The organism is Pseudoalteromonas sp. T1lg88 (assembly GCF_002964765.1).
Classification (GTDB): domain Bacteria; phylum Pseudomonadota; class Gammaproteobacteria; order Enterobacterales; family Alteromonadaceae; genus Pseudoalteromonas.
The window spans coordinates 461,730-478,334 of sequence record NZ_PQCF01000032.1 but is presented as its reverse complement, the minus strand read 5'-3'; the positions used below and the strand labels follow the sequence as shown (position 1 = coordinate 478,334).

Annotated in this window: 18 protein-coding genes and 2 tRNA genes; 8 read left to right on the top strand and 12 right to left on the bottom strand. The window is 47.5% G+C overall.

The features are described from left to right. Window positions 1-26: 26 nt before the first annotated feature. The 9 genes from nhaC to C2M34_RS13740 form a co-directional block, all read right to left on the bottom strand. The gene (gene nhaC, locus C2M34_RS13785; RefSeq protein WP_267894356.1) at window positions 27-1,502 is read right to left on the bottom strand and encodes a Na+/H+ antiporter NhaC; all 1,476 of its coding nucleotides are present in this window, start codon (window positions 1,500-1,502) and stop codon (window positions 27-29) included. A 145-nt stretch (window positions 1,503-1,647) separates the two neighbouring features. Beyond that, a complete protein-coding gene (gene prc / locus C2M34_RS13780; protein ID WP_105259096.1) occupies window positions 1,648-3,678 on the bottom strand; it encodes a carboxy terminal-processing peptidase in 2,031 nt (676 codons plus the stop codon). Window positions 3,679-3,692: 14 nt separating this feature from the next. Beyond that, the gene (gene proQ, locus C2M34_RS13775) at window positions 3,693-4,337 is read right to left on the bottom strand and encodes an RNA chaperone ProQ (RefSeq protein WP_105198877.1); all 645 of its coding nucleotides are present in this window, start codon (window positions 4,335-4,337) and stop codon (window positions 3,693-3,695) included. Window positions 4,338-4,351: 14 nt separating this feature from the next. Then, window positions 4,352-4,630 (bottom strand): hypothetical protein, encoded by a 279-nt coding sequence (locus C2M34_RS13770; protein ID WP_105198876.1) that lies wholly within the window; start codon window positions 4,628-4,630, stop codon window positions 4,352-4,354. Continuing rightward, the gene (locus C2M34_RS13765; protein ID WP_105198875.1) at window positions 4,627-5,088 is read right to left on the bottom strand and encodes a GAF domain-containing protein; all 462 of its coding nucleotides are present in this window, start codon (window positions 5,086-5,088) and stop codon (window positions 4,627-4,629) included. The genes C2M34_RS13770 and C2M34_RS13765 overlap by 4 nt, the downstream gene beginning before the upstream one ends. Window positions 5,089-5,230: 142 nt before the next feature. Continuing rightward, entirely contained in the window at window positions 5,231-5,617 is a 387-nt protein-coding gene (locus C2M34_RS13760) for a hypothetical protein (RefSeq protein ID WP_105198874.1), read from the bottom strand. A gap of 288 nt (window positions 5,618-5,905) precedes the next feature. Beyond that, window positions 5,906-8,155 (bottom strand): hypothetical protein, encoded by a 2,250-nt coding sequence (locus C2M34_RS13750; RefSeq protein ID WP_105259094.1) that lies wholly within the window; start codon window positions 8,153-8,155, stop codon window positions 5,906-5,908. A 481-nt stretch (window positions 8,156-8,636) separates the two neighbouring features. After that, window positions 8,637-8,727 (bottom strand) — tRNA-Ser (locus C2M34_RS13745). A 42-nt stretch (window positions 8,728-8,769) separates the two neighbouring features. After that, window positions 8,770-8,860: transfer RNA gene (locus C2M34_RS13740), tRNA-Ser, on the bottom strand. Window positions 8,861-9,083: 223 nt separating this feature from the next. Here C2M34_RS13740 and C2M34_RS13735 point away from each other — a divergent pair. The 5 genes from C2M34_RS13735 to C2M34_RS13715 are packed head-to-tail and all read left to right on the top strand — an operon-like array spanning window position 9,084 to window position 11,110. After that, window positions 9,084-9,749, top strand: a complete 666-nt coding sequence (locus C2M34_RS13735; protein ID WP_105198872.1) for a Bax inhibitor-1/YccA family protein — start codon at window positions 9,084-9,086, stop codon at window positions 9,747-9,749. Between the two features lie 56 nt (window positions 9,750-9,805). After that, a complete protein-coding gene (gene tusD / locus C2M34_RS13730) occupies window positions 9,806-10,159 on the top strand; it encodes a sulfurtransferase complex subunit TusD (protein WP_105216106.1) in 354 nt (117 codons plus the stop codon). After that, window positions 10,156-10,512, top strand: a complete 357-nt coding sequence (tusC, locus tag C2M34_RS13725) for a sulfurtransferase complex subunit TusC (protein WP_105259093.1) — start codon at window positions 10,156-10,158, stop codon at window positions 10,510-10,512. The genes tusD and tusC overlap by 4 nt, the downstream gene beginning before the upstream one ends. After that, window positions 10,509-10,778: a DsrH/TusB family sulfur relay protein gene (locus C2M34_RS13720; RefSeq protein WP_105216110.1), complete on the top strand. Its 270-nt coding sequence runs from the start codon at window positions 10,509-10,511 to the stop codon at window positions 10,776-10,778. Before tusC ends, C2M34_RS13720 begins: the two co-directional genes overlap by 4 nt. A gap of 2 nt (window positions 10,779-10,780) precedes the next feature. Next, window positions 10,781-11,110 carry a TusE/DsrC/DsvC family sulfur relay protein gene (locus tag C2M34_RS13715; protein ID WP_105189849.1) on the top strand — a complete coding sequence of 110 codons (330 nt, stop codon included), beginning with the start codon at window positions 10,781-10,783 and terminating at the stop codon, window positions 11,108-11,110. A 55-nt stretch (window positions 11,111-11,165) separates the two neighbouring features. Here C2M34_RS13715 and C2M34_RS13710 read toward each other — a convergent pair whose 3' ends face one another. Together C2M34_RS13710 and C2M34_RS13705 are read right to left on the bottom strand one after the other, a co-directional pair. Further along, window positions 11,166-12,383, bottom strand: a complete 1,218-nt coding sequence (locus C2M34_RS13710) for an amidohydrolase family protein (protein WP_105198868.1) — start codon at window positions 12,381-12,383, stop codon at window positions 11,166-11,168. A gap of 10 nt (window positions 12,384-12,393) precedes the next feature. Beyond that, window positions 12,394-13,779 carry an amidohydrolase gene (locus C2M34_RS13705; RefSeq protein WP_105259092.1) on the bottom strand — a complete coding sequence of 462 codons (1,386 nt, stop codon included), beginning with the start codon at window positions 13,777-13,779 and terminating at the stop codon, window positions 12,394-12,396. A gap of 399 nt (window positions 13,780-14,178) precedes the next feature. Between C2M34_RS13705 and C2M34_RS13700 the strand changes: the two genes are divergently transcribed. From C2M34_RS13700 to C2M34_RS13690, 3 genes are all read left to right on the top strand, one after another. After that, entirely contained in the window at window positions 14,179-14,541 is a 363-nt protein-coding gene (locus C2M34_RS13700; protein ID WP_105198866.1) for a DUF3718 domain-containing protein, read from the top strand. Window positions 14,542-14,762: 221 nt separating this feature from the next. Then, on the top strand, window positions 14,763-15,644 hold the full coding sequence (locus C2M34_RS13695; protein ID WP_105259091.1) for a fructosamine kinase family protein: 882 nt from the start codon (window positions 14,763-14,765) through the stop codon (window positions 15,642-15,644). A 77-nt stretch (window positions 15,645-15,721) separates the two neighbouring features. Continuing rightward, complete coding sequence (locus tag C2M34_RS13690) at window positions 15,722-15,925, top strand: CPXCG motif-containing cysteine-rich protein (protein WP_105198864.1); 204 nt, start codon at window positions 15,722-15,724, stop codon at window positions 15,923-15,925. Here the strand turns inward: C2M34_RS13690 and C2M34_RS13685 are convergent. After that, complete coding sequence (locus tag C2M34_RS13685; protein WP_105259090.1) at window positions 15,922-16,545, bottom strand: riboflavin synthase subunit alpha; 624 nt, start codon at window positions 16,543-16,545, stop codon at window positions 15,922-15,924. The genes C2M34_RS13690 and C2M34_RS13685 overlap by 4 nt on opposite strands. Window positions 16,546-16,605 lie beyond the last annotated feature (60 nt).

Genomic DNA, 16,605 nt, shown 5'->3' with positions numbered 1-16,605 from the left:
TACTGCAATTAATCGCTGTGTGTGGCTTATGCCTGTCCCTGCACTTTTGCCTCGGGCTGCAGATGCTTGGGCTCGATACGGAGAATTTTAATACCCAGGTAGGCGTAGATAATCGCCAGCACCGGGTTGATTAAATTAAAGAAAGCATAAAAGGCATAATCAAATGGGTTGATCAACAACACGCTTTGCATATAGGCACCGCAGGTGTTCCAAGGGATCAGTGGACTGGTAATGGTGCCACCGTCTTCCAGGGTACGGGACAGGTTGACCGGTTGTAAGCCGCGTTTTTTATATTCTTCTTTAAACATACGCCCCGGCACTACGATGGCGATATATTGATCCGCAGCCACCAGGTTTGTACCGATACAGGTCGAAATGGTCGCCGCTACTAAAGAGCCGGTAGACTTAGCGATTTTTAAAATGCTGCGTACAAACACCTCAAGCAGACCTGTTTTCTCCATAATGGCACCAAACATAAGCGCCATCATGATAAGCCATGTGGTGTTGAGCATGCCCGACATACCGCCGCCGGATAGCAAATCATCCATTTTTGCATCACCCGTGCTAATGGCAAAACCATCAAAGAAGGTGGCCCATACCAGCTTAAAGTAGCCGATCAGCTGACCTTGGCTGACATCCACCTGAGATGCCAGTAAATCACTTTGGAATAACAGCGCCCACACGGCACCGAGCACGGCACCAATGGAAATTGCCGGGAACGCAGGCATTTTACGAATGGCTAGAACCAGCAGCACCACTAAAGGCATGAGGTTTAAAATATTGATATTAAAGTTTGCTGCCAACAAATCCACCATGGCATCAATAGCGGTGGCGTCGCTGCTTATCTCGGCATTAAAGCCCATAAAAATAAAGATGATCACCGCAATCACAAAGCTGGGCACTGTGGTCCAGAGCATATGATGGATATGCGCAAAGAGATCGGCACCGGCTACCGCTGGCGCCAGGTTGGTGGTTTCTGAAAGCGGGCTCAGCTTATCGCCAAAATAGGCACCTGAGATCACCGCACCGGCAGTTACCACAGGGTCAAGAGACAAACCATTGGCCACACCCAGCAGGGCTACACCTATGGTCGCCGCCGTGGTCCAGGAGCTGCCGATACTCATGGCTACAACACCACAAATAATACAACTGGCGGCATAAAACCAATGCGGGTTAATAATCTGCAAGCCATAATAGATCAAAGTCGGCACTGTGCCCGACAGCAGCCAGGTACCAATAAGAGCACCAACCATGAGCAAGATCAAAATAGCCCCAAGGGAAATAGTGATACCCTTGATCATCGCCTCTTCAAGGGTTTTCCAGGTATAGCCATTTTTCAGACCCACCAAGGCCGCTGCAAAGGTCGCAAAAAGTAAGGCTATTTGGTTTGGACCCGATGACGAGTTATCACCATAGAGATAAACCGCTGCACCCAATAGGCAGATCAACACCGTAATGGGGATCATTGCATCGATAAATTTAGCTTGTTTTGTTGTCGTCAAAATCGCTCTCCTGCCCTTGCCTCTTTCGCACAACGCGACAAGGGTTATTTTTGTTATAAGCGCAAAGATTACCAGAGCAGCGCAGATTTAACAGCGCTTAAATAACAAAAAAGGCGCTTAACGCGCCTTTTGTCTTGGTATTTGCTTACTTATTATTCTTTACCAAACGCCCGTGCTTTATAAAATCTTGGGTGATTAAAGCCGCTTCTTCAAGGTAGGGGTCAAAATTATCCAATACCTCTGGAGCATTCTCTATATCGGTTACCTTCTCCAGACCCAAGCGAACTAAACGTTCATTGGTACGAGCCAGTGCCAGTTGCTCGCGCTCATCGCGCTCATTAAGGCGCTCTTTTTCATTGAGCGAAATAAACTTACGGTCCTGCTCTTCCTTATAGGTGCTAATGTCTTGTAGCACATAGCTAAACTCAGGCTCTTTGGCGATACGTTTGTCATGCTCGGCACTGAGGTAACCTATGGTATCGTCTAAGCTATCAACCATGGTGTACTTAGCGCGGATAATGCTGTCCCAAGGAAGGGCATTGTCTTCCTGGCTTTCACCCCACTGTGCGGGATCAATGGGCGATGGCAATTTAATGTCCGGGATCACCCCTTTGTGTTGCGTACTACCACCATCTATGCGGTAAAACTTGGCAATAGTATATTGCACGCTACCCAGCGGGTTATCGTATAGGTCATAGTTGCGACCCAAACCACGGTGTTGTTGCACCGTGCCCTTACCAAAGGTTTGCTCGCCGATGATCACAGCGCGGCCATAATCCTGCATAGCTGCGGCGAAGATTTCCGACGCGGATGCGCTGTAACGGTCAACCAGTACCGTCATAGGACCGTCATAGTAGGTTACGCCGTCGCTGTCTTTTTGCTGCTCGATACGACCATTAAGGGTGTGAATTTGCACCACTGGACCTTGGTCGATAAACAAACCGGATAGCTTGGTCGCTTCATATAAAGAGCCACCGCCGTTTTGACGAAGGTCGATGATGATGCCATCTACCTTTTGCTCTTTAAGTTTCACCAACTCGGCTTTTACATCTTCTGACAGGTTGTTATAAAAACCGGGGATTTCAATAACGCCTATCTTGCTGCTCATTTGTGAGTAGCTGGCATCAAAAACGTGAGATTTAGCCGCTCTGTCTTCTAGGCGCACCTTGTCGCGAGTGATTTCCACCACCTTAGGCGTGCCGTGGTCGTCCTTGCCTCTTAGATACTGTAAGCGCACCAAGGTACCCTTAGGACCCTTGATCAGGTCGACTACATCATCAAGGCGCCAGCCGATCACATCGACAAAGTCATCATCGCCTTGGGCAACACCTATAACCCTGTCTTCCGGTTTAATGGCGCCGGTTTTATCGGCAGGACCACCTGGAACCAAAGAACGGATCACTGTGTAATCTTCGTCATAACTGAGCACCGCGCCTATGCCTTCAAGCTCAAGATCCATATCCATCTTGAACTGCTCGGCACGACGTGGTGATAAGTAAGAAGTGTGCGCTTCGATGGAGCGGGCAAAGGCATTCATAATGATCTGGAACGCATCTTCACTCTTGGTTTGCACCAAGCGCTTTAACGTGTAGGTGTAGCGTTTTTCTAACACCTCTTTGATGCCATCCCAATCCTTACCCGTCATTTTCAGGCGTAACGCATCGTACTTAACCTTTTGACGCCAGAGCTCATTAAGCTCGGCTTCGGTGCTCGCATAAGGGGCGTCTTCACGATCAAAGTAATACTTATCGTCTTGGCTGAAATCGAACGGCTTGTCGAGTAAAGACAAAGAATACTGATAACGCTCAAACCGACGCTTCATGCTGAGGTTAAATAAGTCGTAGGCAAAGTCTAATTTGCCGGACTTCAGAGCGTTATCGAACTTATCGCGGTATTGCTCAAACTGGGCAACATCGCCCGCTAAGAAAATACTGCGATTAAAGTCCAGGGATTCGATATAACGATCGAACATCTGCGTCGCCAGCTCGTCGTTAAATCGTATCGGCTTGTAGTGTGCACGGGTAAAGAGGTTGGTCACTCGCTTACTGGCAGTACTGTGTTGCGACTCTTGCTGCAACATGGGTAAATCAGCGATTGTGACCTTGTCCAACGAGGCCAAGGCCGGTGCCGCGATAAGGGCAGCAACCAGGGGGATGAGTGAAAACGTCTTACTCATGCACAACTCCTTTTTTATACCAGGTACAGACTATCGGCTTTTGTCTTAACTTGCATACCGGTTACCAGCTCAACATGGATTTCGTCTTTGTTGACTTCCGTGATGGTACCGTTCACCAATGCCTGACCTAGTTTTACTTTAACTTTGGTATTAGCCTTGACCTGTTCGCTTGGTAAAGGTTCAACTTTATTGCTGCGACGAGGCTCAGCGGCTGGGGCTTTTTTGACTTTAGCGCCTTTTGCAGCAGGTTTACCACTGCCCTGTGGGCGTTTTTTGTAACCCTTTGTGTCACCTTCTTTGGCACCACGTGCTGGCTTCTTACGCTTAGCCATTTTCGCACGGCTTTGCTCTAGTGCCGTCTGTGCATGATCCACATGCTCTTGCTCAACCTTTTCGGCCTGGTTGCCGTCAAGGTCAACGCGGAATTCGTTATTCACCACCGCTTCGAGGTAGCGCCAGTGCGAGGTATATTTTCTTAGCGCCTGACGAACCTGCGTTTTGCTGACTTTTTCGTTGCCCTCAATACGCTCGGCGATGTCTTTAAAGATACCTACTTTAAGAGGCTTAATACCATCTTTTTGTTTAAAACAGTTTGGAAATTCCTCATAAAGGAATGCCAATACTTCGTTTATGTCTTTTAGCTTGTTTGTGGTTTCCATTTCTAAACCTTCAGTTACACCTGCTCATCTTGAGCCGAGTCGATATAGTGTTCCACCCAGTCCAGCAACTCTTCCAACTCGGCATCGATTAATGCCAGGTCACCGCGAAGATGTTCCCAAATACCGGATATAATACTGTCAATTTGTTCACAGCCGAGATCATCGGGTAGTCGTGCCCAAGCGTGGTGAATAAGCTCATTTAAGCGCTCACATACCAGCTCTTCTTCGCCTTCCCAATCACCTACATCGGCTATGGAAAATAGGTAATCTTGGACGTTCAGTAGATCTTTCATGCGATATGCTTCTCCAAACATTCAACCAGCAGTTCAAGACCCGCTTTATCCTGTTCGTCGAAACGCCCTACTGTAGGGCTGTCGATATCCAATACGCCAATGGCCTCGCCGTTTTTCTTAACCACGAGAACAATTTCCGAATTGGATGCCGCATCACAAGCAATATGGCCGGGGAATTGATGCACATCTGTGACCAGCTGAGTTTTATCCGCCGCTATAGCAGTGCCGCATACCCCTTTGCCCACTTCAATACGCACACATGCAGGTTTTCCCTGAAATGGCCCCAGCACTAATTGCTCAGGCGACTCCAATAAATAAAAACCGGCCCAGTTAATATCGTCCATCGACATATATAACAAGGCGCTGATGTTGGCTAAGTTGGCAATTAAGTTGGGCTCGTCACAAATCAGTGCTTGCGCCTGCTCTGTCACAGAACGATAAAATTCCGCTTTGCTCATTTAAATACTACTTCACATAGAATACGCAGTGTTTAAGGTACTCTTTGTGGCGGGCAAATGAAACCTTTTATCATGAAAAAAGTGCTGCTAGCGCTTGAAAATGCGCTGGTTGCTTAAATTTAAATCACTCGTTACAAAGCCGTTAAGCGATTTTAGCTCGCCCGCGACGCAAACCGAATAGAAACAAACCACTGCCAAGGGCGGCCATCAACGCATTGACTATAAGCAAAAAGCCGGCTCCGGCACCAAAAAGATAACTAAACACAGCGCCACCGAGCAAACCTAGGGTTAAAATACCGCTGTAATGCACCTTGTTATGTTTGTACATCAAGAGATAACCGGGCACCACCAGCACCGCCATGGCTAAACCAACAATATGGGCATTGGCCAGAGCCGATAACAAGACAGTAAAAAAGATGGCCGAGCCATTTTCTTGCACCGACAACGCATAGTAAATGCCAAGCACAAGCCCCACTAATACGGGGGCGAGCAATGAATAGAGTACGGCCTTCGCCAGATGTTGCTTCATAGAGGGATAATTCTTAAATTTTGCATCTATGCAGAGTGGCAAAGAATGCCGCCCTTGCCAATTACGACCTTAGTCGCATCGCTAAGCGTAATCCCCCATCTACAGCAATACAAACCAAGATCCTGACACTTTTCGTCTCGTTGACCCTGGCTCAGCTGCAGTTGAATATAGCCCTTAATCGGCACCAGGCAAGTTGGCGTGATATTTATCAATCTTACACGCAGGCAAAAGAAATCAGGCCCGACTTATTCCTAAGTCAGGCCTAACTTTTTGTTTAACTGTAAAAATTTATTCTACGCATTGATCGGTAAAATCGTTTGGACAGGGATCTATACCATCGTCCACGCCATCTCCATCCGTGTCTGGGTTTATGGGATCTGTGCCAAAGTTGAACAGCTCATCGTGATCAGACAGACCGTCATCATCTGTGTCTGGGTCGAGTGGATTTGTTCCGAATAAATAAACTTCTTCTTCATCTAACAGACCATCACCATCTGTGTCTGGGTCGAGTGGATTGGTTCCGAAGGCTATCTCGGTACCATCAGGCAGACCATCTCCATCCGTATCTGAATTTACGGGATTTGTTCCATAAAACAAGATCTCAACAAAATCAGACAGACCATCAGCATCTGTGTCAGCGTCTAGTGGATCTGTTCCGTATAAGTTAACCTCGTCGCCATCAGACAGACCATCAGCATCTGTGTCTGGGTTGAAGGGATCTGTTCCTAACTGGCTCTCGTCAATATCGGTTAGCCCGTCTCCATCTGAATCAGTATTTGTATCTGGAATGAGGGGATCTGTTCCTGACTGTATCTCGTCGTAATCTGTTACGCCATCACCATCAGTGTCTGGGTTTAGGGGATCCGTGCCTAACGCGATTTCTTCCGCATCGGTTAGCCCGTCTCCATCCGAATCTGAATTTGTGGGATCCGTTCCGTATAAGTTGACCTCCTCTGCATCAGACAGACCGTCACCATCGGTGTCCGAATTTAGGGGATCTGTTCCTAGTTGACTCTCTTCACCATCGGTTAGCCCATCGCCATCTGAGTCATTAGTACATGGGTTAGTATAATACTCACAGGCTTCAACGTAATCGCTAAGACCATCGCCATCTTCATCACCCGTACCATCACGCTTAATGACACCGTCGCCATTTACATCCATAACGGCTGCCAAGCACAGCGTATTAGACTCAATAATAGGAGGATATACATCACCTGATTCGTCTTCCAGGGGCAGGCCGGTGGATAATTCCAGCTTATAGACCTGAGCTCGAGCGTTCAACATAAGCGAACCACAACTGGCGGGTGCGTACTTGCCATTTTTCTTAGCGCCGCGAGTCTGGGCGAGTGCAGAAATAAAACCACCACTTGGTTCTGGCAGCCATTCAATTTGACTGGCACTTTTGCTATCGTCCTTCTTGTTGGCAGATTGAATAAAGGCCTTACCCAGGTCATCATCGGTTAACTCAACATCCCACTGGGCAGGCACTGTATCTTTAACAATAACGGGGACGCTGTCCGGGTTGTTATATGAAATACTAAAGCCATATTCGCTACTTTGGGTTTGACCTGCTTGCACAACCAGATCTATCTGGCCATCCGCTGCAGTCGAATTGTCTAGATTGTCTGATTCATCGGGACCGCTGATAATTTCTTTAGATATTGACAAGACCGATGATCGCCAGTTAACAACTTGATCAAGATGTGCTTGCGTTAAGCCTGCGGCTAAATCATCTCCTTCTTTGGGTGTAGTATCAAACAAAGTGGCAGCCGACAGCGCGTCAACTGATGATGTACTCATTTGATGGAAGAACATCAAGGCTTTTGTCGCACCCGCCTCAACGGTTAAGTGATAGCTAGCCCGCAAGCCTTCTGTACCGCCGCAGCTAAAGACTGTATCAGATACAAAGTACGGAACTACCTCAGGGTCATCGGGGCCAAAAAATACCGTGGTGTTCACTGGGTCGTCAGAATCTGGGTCCGTGGCATCATCAGTTACAACCCAGCGATCAAGCGTATCGAACACCCCGTCTCCGCTACTCGTGCCCAAAATTTCAGTAAATTGATCTGAGCCAAAATTAGTTTCAAAATCAACATCAACACTACTGTCTGTTTGGGTTGGATTAGTGAAAGTGACATAATTACGTAATGTTGCACTGCCAGGCATAATGTAATAACTCACCTGAATCGTTAATCCTGATATATCTACGGGTGAAAACGTTGCCATTTGCCCGTCAACAGTTAAATGTCCACCAACTTGCGTACCGTCGACCCATAACATCGAAGCATAGTCAAAGGCATCTCCTTGTTGTGAAATGGACGCATCATACACACTGGCCCCCGAACCAGAAGACCCATCCTCTATACAGAAACCACCAATCGGACCACCGTTGCTAGTCATAACCCTGTCGGACACAACCCAACGAGAACCCTCCCCTCCTGTTATTATTCCAGTTGCAGCCATCAGATTATCCAATGGGATTAAACTCAGACCGATTATGACTCCTGAACAAACCTTGGTTAGTAAATATTTCATAACATTTACCCTCATTTCTAACTATGCACATAAGAAATGTGTATAGGGTTTAGCTGATCGATAGAGCTAAACTTCATGCTACCGAGCCCATTACTGCCGTCTAGATTATAGTTAGGATTGGTTAAATATTGAGCAACCCGTAATGGGGCGTAATAATTGCAAAACGTATCACCTAGGTAGGACGGGTTTTAGCTAGTGATTCATTTTGAAGAGGCAGGTTTCAACACCAGAAAATTATCCGTCATGCTAGATACAGGCGAGCCTGGCGCTTATGGCCATATAACATTGAAAGCCTTGCTGATAAGAAGGAATTAGTGTGGTGATTTTTATTTCCCGATACTGCCGACGCCGGCCGGAATAATAGCGAGAGTTTAAACACTTTTTAGATGAAATCTGAAACGAATATGAAGCTGGCGAGCGGCTAATGACTTAAACACAAGCACAAAAAAGGGCTGCTTAAATAAAGCAGCCCTTTCTTATATGGCGGAGAGATAGGGATTTGAACCCTAGATAGGCTATTAACCTATGCCGGTTTTCAAGACCGGTGCTTTCAACCACTCAGCCATCTCTCCAAACGCGGTACCCGGACGACGTATCGTCCAAGTTAAATTTAGTGGCGGAGAGATAGGGATTTGAACCCTAGATAGGCTATTAACCTATGCCGGTTTTCAAGACCGGTGCTTTCAACCGCTCAGCCATCTCTCCGCAGCGGGGCGAATATTAGAGAAATGAATTGCGTTTGTGAAGTGTTATTTTCATTTTTTTGTTTAACCGCTTAATTTTTGACTGTTTTGCGCAACATTGCAGCAAGTGAGATTATTTATCCGCCATTGAAAGTGAAAGGTTTGCCCATATTTATAAGACTTGATAATCTTGAACCTGGATGTAAGTAACATCCGAGGATTGATTAATTTGAAGGAGTTTAACAATGGCGTTTAATAACTCGTACAGCACGGCTAAGCCGATGATGTCGACCATTGAGACGAATAAGGTTTTAAAGAACACTTACTTTTTACTCGCGATGACGTTGGCATTCAGTGCTGTGACTGCGGGTATTTCTATGGCGCTTAACCCTCCGTTCTTTACGGGGATCATCTGCTCTTTGGTAGGTTTGGGTCTGCTTTTTGTAGTTAACAAGAAAGCCGAAACAGCCTCTGGTGTCATGTGGGTATTTGCCTTTACCGGCATTATGGGCTTTGGCCTGGGTCCCCTGCTTAACCACTACGCAGCAATGCCAAGTGGCCCGTTCTTGATCATGCAAGCCCTGGGTTCAACGGCGCTTATCTTCTTTGGTCTTTCTGCTTATGCACTTACTACCAAAAAAGACTTCTCATTTATGGGCGGTTTTTTAACCGTAGGTCTGTTGGTGGTGATCGTTGCCAGTATCGTTAATATTTTTATCGGCAGCTCAATTGCCTTTATGGCTATCAACGCGGCGGTGGTATTTATTATGTCGGGTCTGATCCTGTTCGATACCAGCCGTATTATCAATGGTGGCGAAACTAACTATATCCGCGCCACGGTTGCCCTATACCTTAACGTATACAACCTGTTTACGTCACTTCTGCACCTACTTGGCGCAACAGATGACTAATAAATAGAATTTGTTAGAATAAGCCCCATTCATTGGGGCTTTTTTTTGGATTGAATTTGGCCAGTTTCGTACTTTCACTACACAGTGCGCCGAGCGATACCGACACGCTCAATGCCCTAGGGCGCTTTGCCACATCAGCGCTGGCGCAGGGGCACACAATTCGCTGTATTTTCCTGTATCAGGATGGGGTGTATCACGCCTCCCCTTGCTTTGATTTAGCCAGCGATGAATTTGACCCGGCCAAGGTATGGCAAGACCTGCACAAGCAAGGCATTGAATTACATCTGTGCGTTACCGCAGCCACTAAGCGCGGCATCGACTTGGACCAATGCAAACACTTTAGTGTCTCCGGTTTAGCGGAGTTCGCCATGGAAGCGGCGCAGGCAGACAGATGGGTGCAATTTAAATGAAGCATATAGTGGTTATTAGCCAACAGGCCCCCTATCAACAGCAAAGCCTTAAAGAAGCGCTTGATTTGCTGCTTATCTTTGCCGCCATCGACCAGGAAGTGTCCTGGCTGATTGAAGGCGATGCGGTGTTCGCGCTATTGGCCGAGCAGCAGCCCAAACTACTTGGTCAGAAGGACTTCACCAAGGCCCTGAAGATGCTTGAGCTTTACGATATCGACAGCATTTATGTGTGCAGCGAGTCTTTGAGCGACCGAGGTATGGATGAGAGTGCACTCATCCTGGATGTAAAAAACGTTCTAGCGCAGGATAAACAAGCCCTGTTAGCAAAGGCAACTCAGGTGGTAGTACTATGAGTCACAACAATTTATTTATCCTCAGCCGCCCCCTTGCCTCATTGCCTTTATTAGCAAGCAAGCTCAGCAAAAACGATGCGCTCTTGCTGCGTGGCGATGCCTGCTACAACCCGGCGGCCTTTAGCATGTTTGAGGTGCCCGTTTATGCCCTGAAAACGGATGTGGTTGCCCGTGGCGCGCAGTCACGTTGTAGCAAGGTGCAGCTGATCGATGACCTGGAATGGGTCGCATTAACCCTTCAATTTCAAAGATGTATTAGTGAGTAACCATGATTGAATTTAACGGCCAACAACTTGAGACCGACAAAGAGGGTTATCTGCTTGATAGCAGCCTGTGGAGCCGTGAACTGGCCCCTATTATTGCCGCAACGGAAAACATCGAGCTCAGTGACGCCCATTGGGAAGTGGTGTTCTTTGTCCGTGAGTTTTACGAAGAATTCGACACCAGCCCGGCGATACGTATGCTGGTAAAGGCCATGGCCAAAAAGCTTGGCGAGGATAAGGGCAACAGCAAATACCTGTATAAGCTGTTCCCCAAAGGCCCGGCGAAACAAGCCACGAAAATTGCCGGTCTGCCGAAACCCGCCCGCTGCATTTAATGCCACGTTAAAGTAAAAAAGGAGCCAATGGCTCCTTTTCTTTATGCTTTAGCAATTACTTGGTGTAACCACGCGGCATGTCCGAAGGCGTGGTATAACGCTCTCGTAGCTTGTCTTGACGGGCCTCGGTCGACACCTTCTCACCGTCAATCCAGATACCTTCAATCTTGGCATTCAGTTCAAACGGATCGGCACTCCAAAGTACCAGATCTGCCGCTTTACCTGCGCTGATAGCACCGGCATCAATATTGAATGCCTCGGCCACATTGCTGCTGATGGCCGCTAACGCGCCCTGCTGGCTCATGCCGTAAGATACCGCATTACCGGCATCGAAACGCAGCTGATACAGGTTATGAGCACTGTCACCAGCGATAGTCAGGATCACCTTAACGCCTGCTTTTTCAAGCTTACCGGCATTAGCCAGATCCGCATGCATGGAATCAAAGTTGCCTGGCAGGTTGTCCATGGCGCTGATGATCACAGGCGTATTGCTGGCGGCAAGCTGCTCGGCAATCAATACCGCATCATGAGCACCGGCAAACACCATATTGATGTCGTACTTGGCTTTAAGCTTTAGTAACTCGAGCATTTCAGCGGCGCGTGATACGCCGATAAGCAGCGGCATGTCTTTAGCAAAGACGGCGTCTAAAACCTGAATTTCACGGTTGTGCGCATCGCTGTCTTTCTTTTCACGTTGCTTATGACCATCGAGTTTCTCGATCAGGGTCTGCATCGACAAGGCGCGTGAGCCCTTGCTCTTTTGTCCAAGCTCAATGGCCAAGGCCACATGCTTTTGGCTCACACTGTCGAATTCACCGCTGAGCGATACCACAGAAGCAAGACCATTGAAAATGTCTTCGCTGCCGCCTGGCACGATCACGTCGCGGGTAATACCACCTTTACGTGCGTAAGGGATCAGCGATGAACGGGGATTAAAGGCAAGGCTTGGGTCGAAGGTGATAGAGGCTTTTTTATCGCTGCCATCACGTGAACCATCCACCGCACCCACTTCCACCAAACCCAGGTGGTTTAGTGAGCCGATAAAGCCCGGTGTTAAAATTTTACCTTGTGCGTCAATCACTTCCTCGGCGTCAATTTGCGCCGGATTAACAGCAACAATTTTACCGTCTTTAATTAGCACAGACGCGTCTTTTAATACGCCCTGCTCGGTAGCGGTATGAATGGTAGCATTGGTAATAGCCAATGTTTGCGCGCCTGCGGATACACTCATCGCTAAGGCTGCGGCAACCGATGTCATTGTAAACAGTTTCATCTTGTTCTCCTTAGCGTTGGCCTAACATAAAATCACTTTGGGCTTGGTATTTCTCGTCATGGCGGTCATACACCTTGGCACCATCGATAAATACCTGCTCGGCTTTGGCATAAACGCTAAACGGATTGTTGTCCCACAATACTAGGTCGGCTTGTTTACCGGCGGCAAGAGTACCTGTTTTATCCTCGATACCCAGGGCCTTGGCTGCATTTGACGTCAGCCACTTGATGGCGTGGGCTTCATCGATATTGAAACCATTTTCATTGGCGCGGTACATCACCTTACCCGCTTCCTGGTTTAGGCGCTGAATGGTGGTGTCTGAGTCAGAGTGAACTATGGCACAGGAGTTCTTCACCGCATCAACGATGGCAACGTTTTCCTGAACCATGTCATAGGCTTCCATTTTAAAGCCCCACCAATCCGGCCACAGTGCTGCACAGCTGCTGTTTTCGGCAAGCAAATCGGCAATCTTGTAGGCTTCAATACCGTGGTGGAAGGTACCGGCGTGGTAATCAAACTCTTTCGAAAGGTCGATCATCATGGCCATTTCTTCTGCTTTGTAGCAGTGGTTATGGATCAAAATGTCACCATCGAGTACACCGCGCAGGGTGTCCATGGTCAGGTCGCGCTCGGGCGCCTGTACATTCTTACCGGCGTCATAATCGGCATCGTACTTTTCCCAGGCACGCTTGTATTCTGTGGCATCAATCCAGGCATTGCGATAACCGGCCATATTACCCATACGAGTCGATGGCAATACACCCTTGCTGCCGTAAACACGCTTAGGGTTTTCACCACAGGCCATTTTTAAACCATAAGGTGCCTCTGGAAACTTCATCGCCTGCATAGTGTGGGCAGGGACGTTTTTCAAGGTTACGCCGCGGCCACCAATCAGGTTGGCTGAGCCCGGCAGAATTTGTAGCGTGGTAATACCACCTTCACGAGCACGGTTAAAGCCAGGATCTTGTGGCCATACCGAATGTTCAACCCATACTTCCGCGGTAACCGGGCTGGTCATTTCGTTGCCATCCTGGTGCGATGCCACTGCCGGGTTTGGATAGGCCCCTAAGTGTGAGTGCACATCGATAAGGCCAGGCGTTAACCATTTGCCTTGGGCGTCTAGGGTTACGTCGGCCTGAACCTGCAAGTCGGTACCAATTTGTTGGATTTTACCGTCGACCACATAAACATCACCGCCGTCGATACGCTGGCCGTCACCGGTCAATACGGTGGCATTGGTGATCAGCGTCGATTGACGAGGTAGCGGCTGATAGGTACTGGGGTAAGGGTTTTTATTAATGGTTACCTTATCGCCTTGCGGGCCTTCAGATTGTTGGCACCCGGCGAGCGTGATAGCTAAGGCTAACACGCTGAGGCTTGGTGTTTTTGTTAGCATTGTTGTTATTACTCCTATTTTTCGCACCACTGTAGCGAATAGTGCTACGAATTGCGAAGAAAATAGGTTAATAAGCGGTAAATCAAGATAAACGCCGGAGCGGCCAGCCCCTTGAGCCATCTTAGCTTTAGCTTGGTTCCATTTTGTGGGCAAATGTTACAAGAATAGGCAAGAGCCCCTGAATTAACAGGTACAAGGACGACCTGTACAAAAAAAAAGCATTTTTTTTGCTTTTTATGTAAACAGATGAGATAGGGAAAATCTGTAAAAATAGGCAGTTAGGTTAAGATATTCACAATTGACATAGATGCTTACATTCTGACTTATCCTGTTCATTCCATAACAACAAACGCGGTTCATACTTAAACAGCAATCAATGCACTAATAAGGAGAAAATCCATGAAACGCACAACTCTGTTAGGCTCTGCTGGCGTCCTACTCTTAGGAGCGCTTTCATCACACGCTATGGCCAATGAACAATTTGTTGCGGCTGATAACACCGTCGGTACGCAACTGTGTATGGCAATCACTAAGGATAATCCTTTCAAAATGGCCCAAGCGATGGATAAGCACAACATCCCACGTCATAGATTGACTAAACGTTTGTCATGCAACGACCTTAGCGTCCGTGAATTTGCAAGCCTTTATGGTTTTGAACGTAGTCTGAAAAAACTACGTCTCACTCCACTGACTGAGACATCTATTCGCGACATAGCCAAAGTACATGGCGACACCATCTTGGTGGTTTCTGGCTCGAAATAAATAGCCACAGCATTTACAGAGGCCCGCAATTGCGGGCTTCTTCTTTTTCAAAAGCGAAAACTTAATCAGGGCGTTTTTTGCACTGGCACTTACTCCCTTGTTATTTCGCTAAAATTACCGCTTATTAACCTTCGCAAAATGAACTCGACAATGAATATTATTGCAGTGAATCAGAACTTTGCCATACTTGGTGTACCCCTGAAATTTAGCGGTTTGCGGTTATGTGGAATACCTTGACTCAGTTACTTAGCGACACACTCAACAGCCCTTTTACCTTGGTGCACAAGCAACAGCTCACAAATTCTTCCGCCGATCACTTGTTTAAAATTTCCGATGGCCAGCACCAGTTTTTTGTCAAGGTCGCGCCTTTGGCCTCTCTTGAGCGCCTCGAGTGTGAAGCCGCCGATCTCGAACTGTTGACCAAAGAGTCCATGTTTATGGTGCCCGATTGTCTGCTTACCGGCACCACCTTGGAGTATTGCTTTAATGTACTTGAATGGTTAGATCTGGATCCCAATACAGATCATGCCAAAGAGCTTGGCTGGCGGCATATGGGGGAATATCTAGCGCAGTTGCACGAAAAGCATGAACAAGGCATGTTCGGCAACGAAAGAGATAACTTTATCGGCGTCACTGCCCAGCCTAATTGCTGGCATAAAAAATGGGATGTGTTTTTCAGTGAAGACCGCATAGGCTGGCAATTACAGTTATTGGCAGAAAAAGGATTTTATTTTTGCGATATTGATGAGTTTGTCTGCCAGGTCAAAGATACTCTACACCATCACCATATCAAGCCTTCGCTCCTGCACGGCGATTTTTGGCGCGGTAATGTTGGCTTTCATGGCGGCGTTCCCTGCGTATATGACCCGGCTTGTTACTATGGTGATCGGGAAGTGGATATCGCCATGAGCCGCTTTTTCGGCGCCTTCCCCGATACCTTCTATGATGCCTACCAAAGCGTTTACCCCTTAAGCGAAGGCTATGAACAAAGAGAGCGCATCTATAACCTTTATCATGTGTTAAACCATGCCAACATCTTCGCCGGCCATTATTTGACTCAGGCCAAAGAAACCATAGATAAGGTGATCAGCGAAGGTAATTAAGGTCTAAATTTTCCAAGGCGCAGGGAAAACATAACTATACTTTAAGTGATGTCATTGGACTGTCATACGAGGTGGTTATGAAAGACTACAGCCTACAAAGGGTGCGCTGCCCTCATTGCGGCCACCATACATTTGTCGATGTCGACACCAGCTCAGGTGATCAGGATTACTATGAAGATTGCGCCGCCTGCTGTAATCCTATTCATGTCAATATGCATATAGACCAAGCCCTTAACAGGGTAGAGTTAAGGATAGATGCAGACGACGAGCAAATCTTTTAGTGCTGTTGCTTTAAATAACGCTGCACCGTTTGCACTATGGTGTAGGTTTGTTGATCGACCTCGATATTAATCTCGGTCCCCGCCACCATCTGACCAAGATTGGTGATAGCCAAGGTTTCCGGAATTAGGTGTAACCAGAACCCCTGCTCTGATAACTCCCCCACAGTTAGGCTGGCGCCATTCACACTGATAAAACCCTTATACAAGACATATTCTCGCCACTTGGCATCCATGGCTATGTGCATGCGACAGTTATCCTGGGTATCGATACGCTCTATAAGACTGCCAACACAATGAATATGCCCGGAAACTATATGCCCACCGAGCTCGCTGCCAAAAGTCATGGAGCGCTCAAAGTTTACCTTATCGCCACATTCAAGTAGACCTAGATTGGTCAGCGCCAGGGTTTCATCGATAACATCAAATTGTACGCTGCCAAGGGCACCTGCATCGGCATCGTATTCAACCACAGTCAAACAACAGCCATTGACGGCAATACTGGCACCGAGTTCGAGGTTTTGCAGGTATTTAGACGGCACCGCCAACACTAAGCGCTGCACGCCATTAGTCAGGGTTTTACTTTGCACTTGAGCTTGGCATTGCACTATACCGGTAAACATCGTATTTCCTTTTTAAGTTGAAACCAACAGGATAGAATAGCGCTTTATTTTATCTGATGT

Coding starts and splice junctions, on each gene's coding strand:
- C2M34_RS13705 (WP_105259092.1), bottom strand. CDS start 13,779: ATGCTAACAAAAACACCAAGCCTCAGCGTGTTAGCCTTAGCTATCACG.
- C2M34_RS13750 (WP_105259094.1), bottom strand. CDS start 8,155: ATGAAATATTTACTAACCAAGGTTTGTTCAGGAGTCATAATCGGTCTG.
- C2M34_RS13690 (WP_105198864.1), top strand. CDS start 15,722: ATGAAAGACTACAGCCTACAAAGGGTGCGCTGCCCTCATTGCGGCCAC.
- C2M34_RS13685 (WP_105259090.1), bottom strand. CDS start 16,545: ATGTTTACCGGTATAGTGCAATGCCAAGCTCAAGTGCAAAGTAAAACC.
- prc (WP_105259096.1), bottom strand. CDS start 3,678: ATGAGTAAGACGTTTTCACTCATCCCCCTGGTTGCTGCCCTTATCGCG.
- tusC (WP_105259093.1), top strand. CDS start 10,156: ATGAAGCATATAGTGGTTATTAGCCAACAGGCCCCCTATCAACAGCAA.
- proQ (WP_105198877.1), bottom strand. CDS start 4,337: ATGGAAACCACAAACAAGCTAAAAGACATAAACGAAGTATTGGCATTC.
- C2M34_RS13760 (WP_105198874.1), bottom strand. CDS start 5,617: ATGAAGCAACATCTGGCGAAGGCCGTACTCTATTCATTGCTCGCCCCC.
- C2M34_RS13765 (WP_105198875.1), bottom strand. CDS start 5,088: ATGAGCAAAGCGGAATTTTATCGTTCTGTGACAGAGCAGGCGCAAGCA.
- C2M34_RS13735 (WP_105198872.1), top strand. CDS start 9,084: ATGGCGTTTAATAACTCGTACAGCACGGCTAAGCCGATGATGTCGACC.
- C2M34_RS13700 (WP_105198866.1), top strand. CDS start 14,179: ATGAAACGCACAACTCTGTTAGGCTCTGCTGGCGTCCTACTCTTAGGA.
- C2M34_RS13715 (WP_105189849.1), top strand. CDS start 10,781: ATGATTGAATTTAACGGCCAACAACTTGAGACCGACAAAGAGGGTTAT.
- C2M34_RS13695 (WP_105259091.1), top strand. CDS start 14,763: ATGTGGAATACCTTGACTCAGTTACTTAGCGACACACTCAACAGCCCT.
- C2M34_RS13770 (WP_105198876.1), bottom strand. CDS start 4,630: ATGAAAGATCTACTGAACGTCCAAGATTACCTATTTTCCATAGCCGAT.
- C2M34_RS13720 (WP_105216110.1), top strand. CDS start 10,509: ATGAGTCACAACAATTTATTTATCCTCAGCCGCCCCCTTGCCTCATTG.
- C2M34_RS13710 (WP_105198868.1), bottom strand. CDS start 12,383: ATGAAACTGTTTACAATGACATCGGTTGCCGCAGCCTTAGCGATGAGT.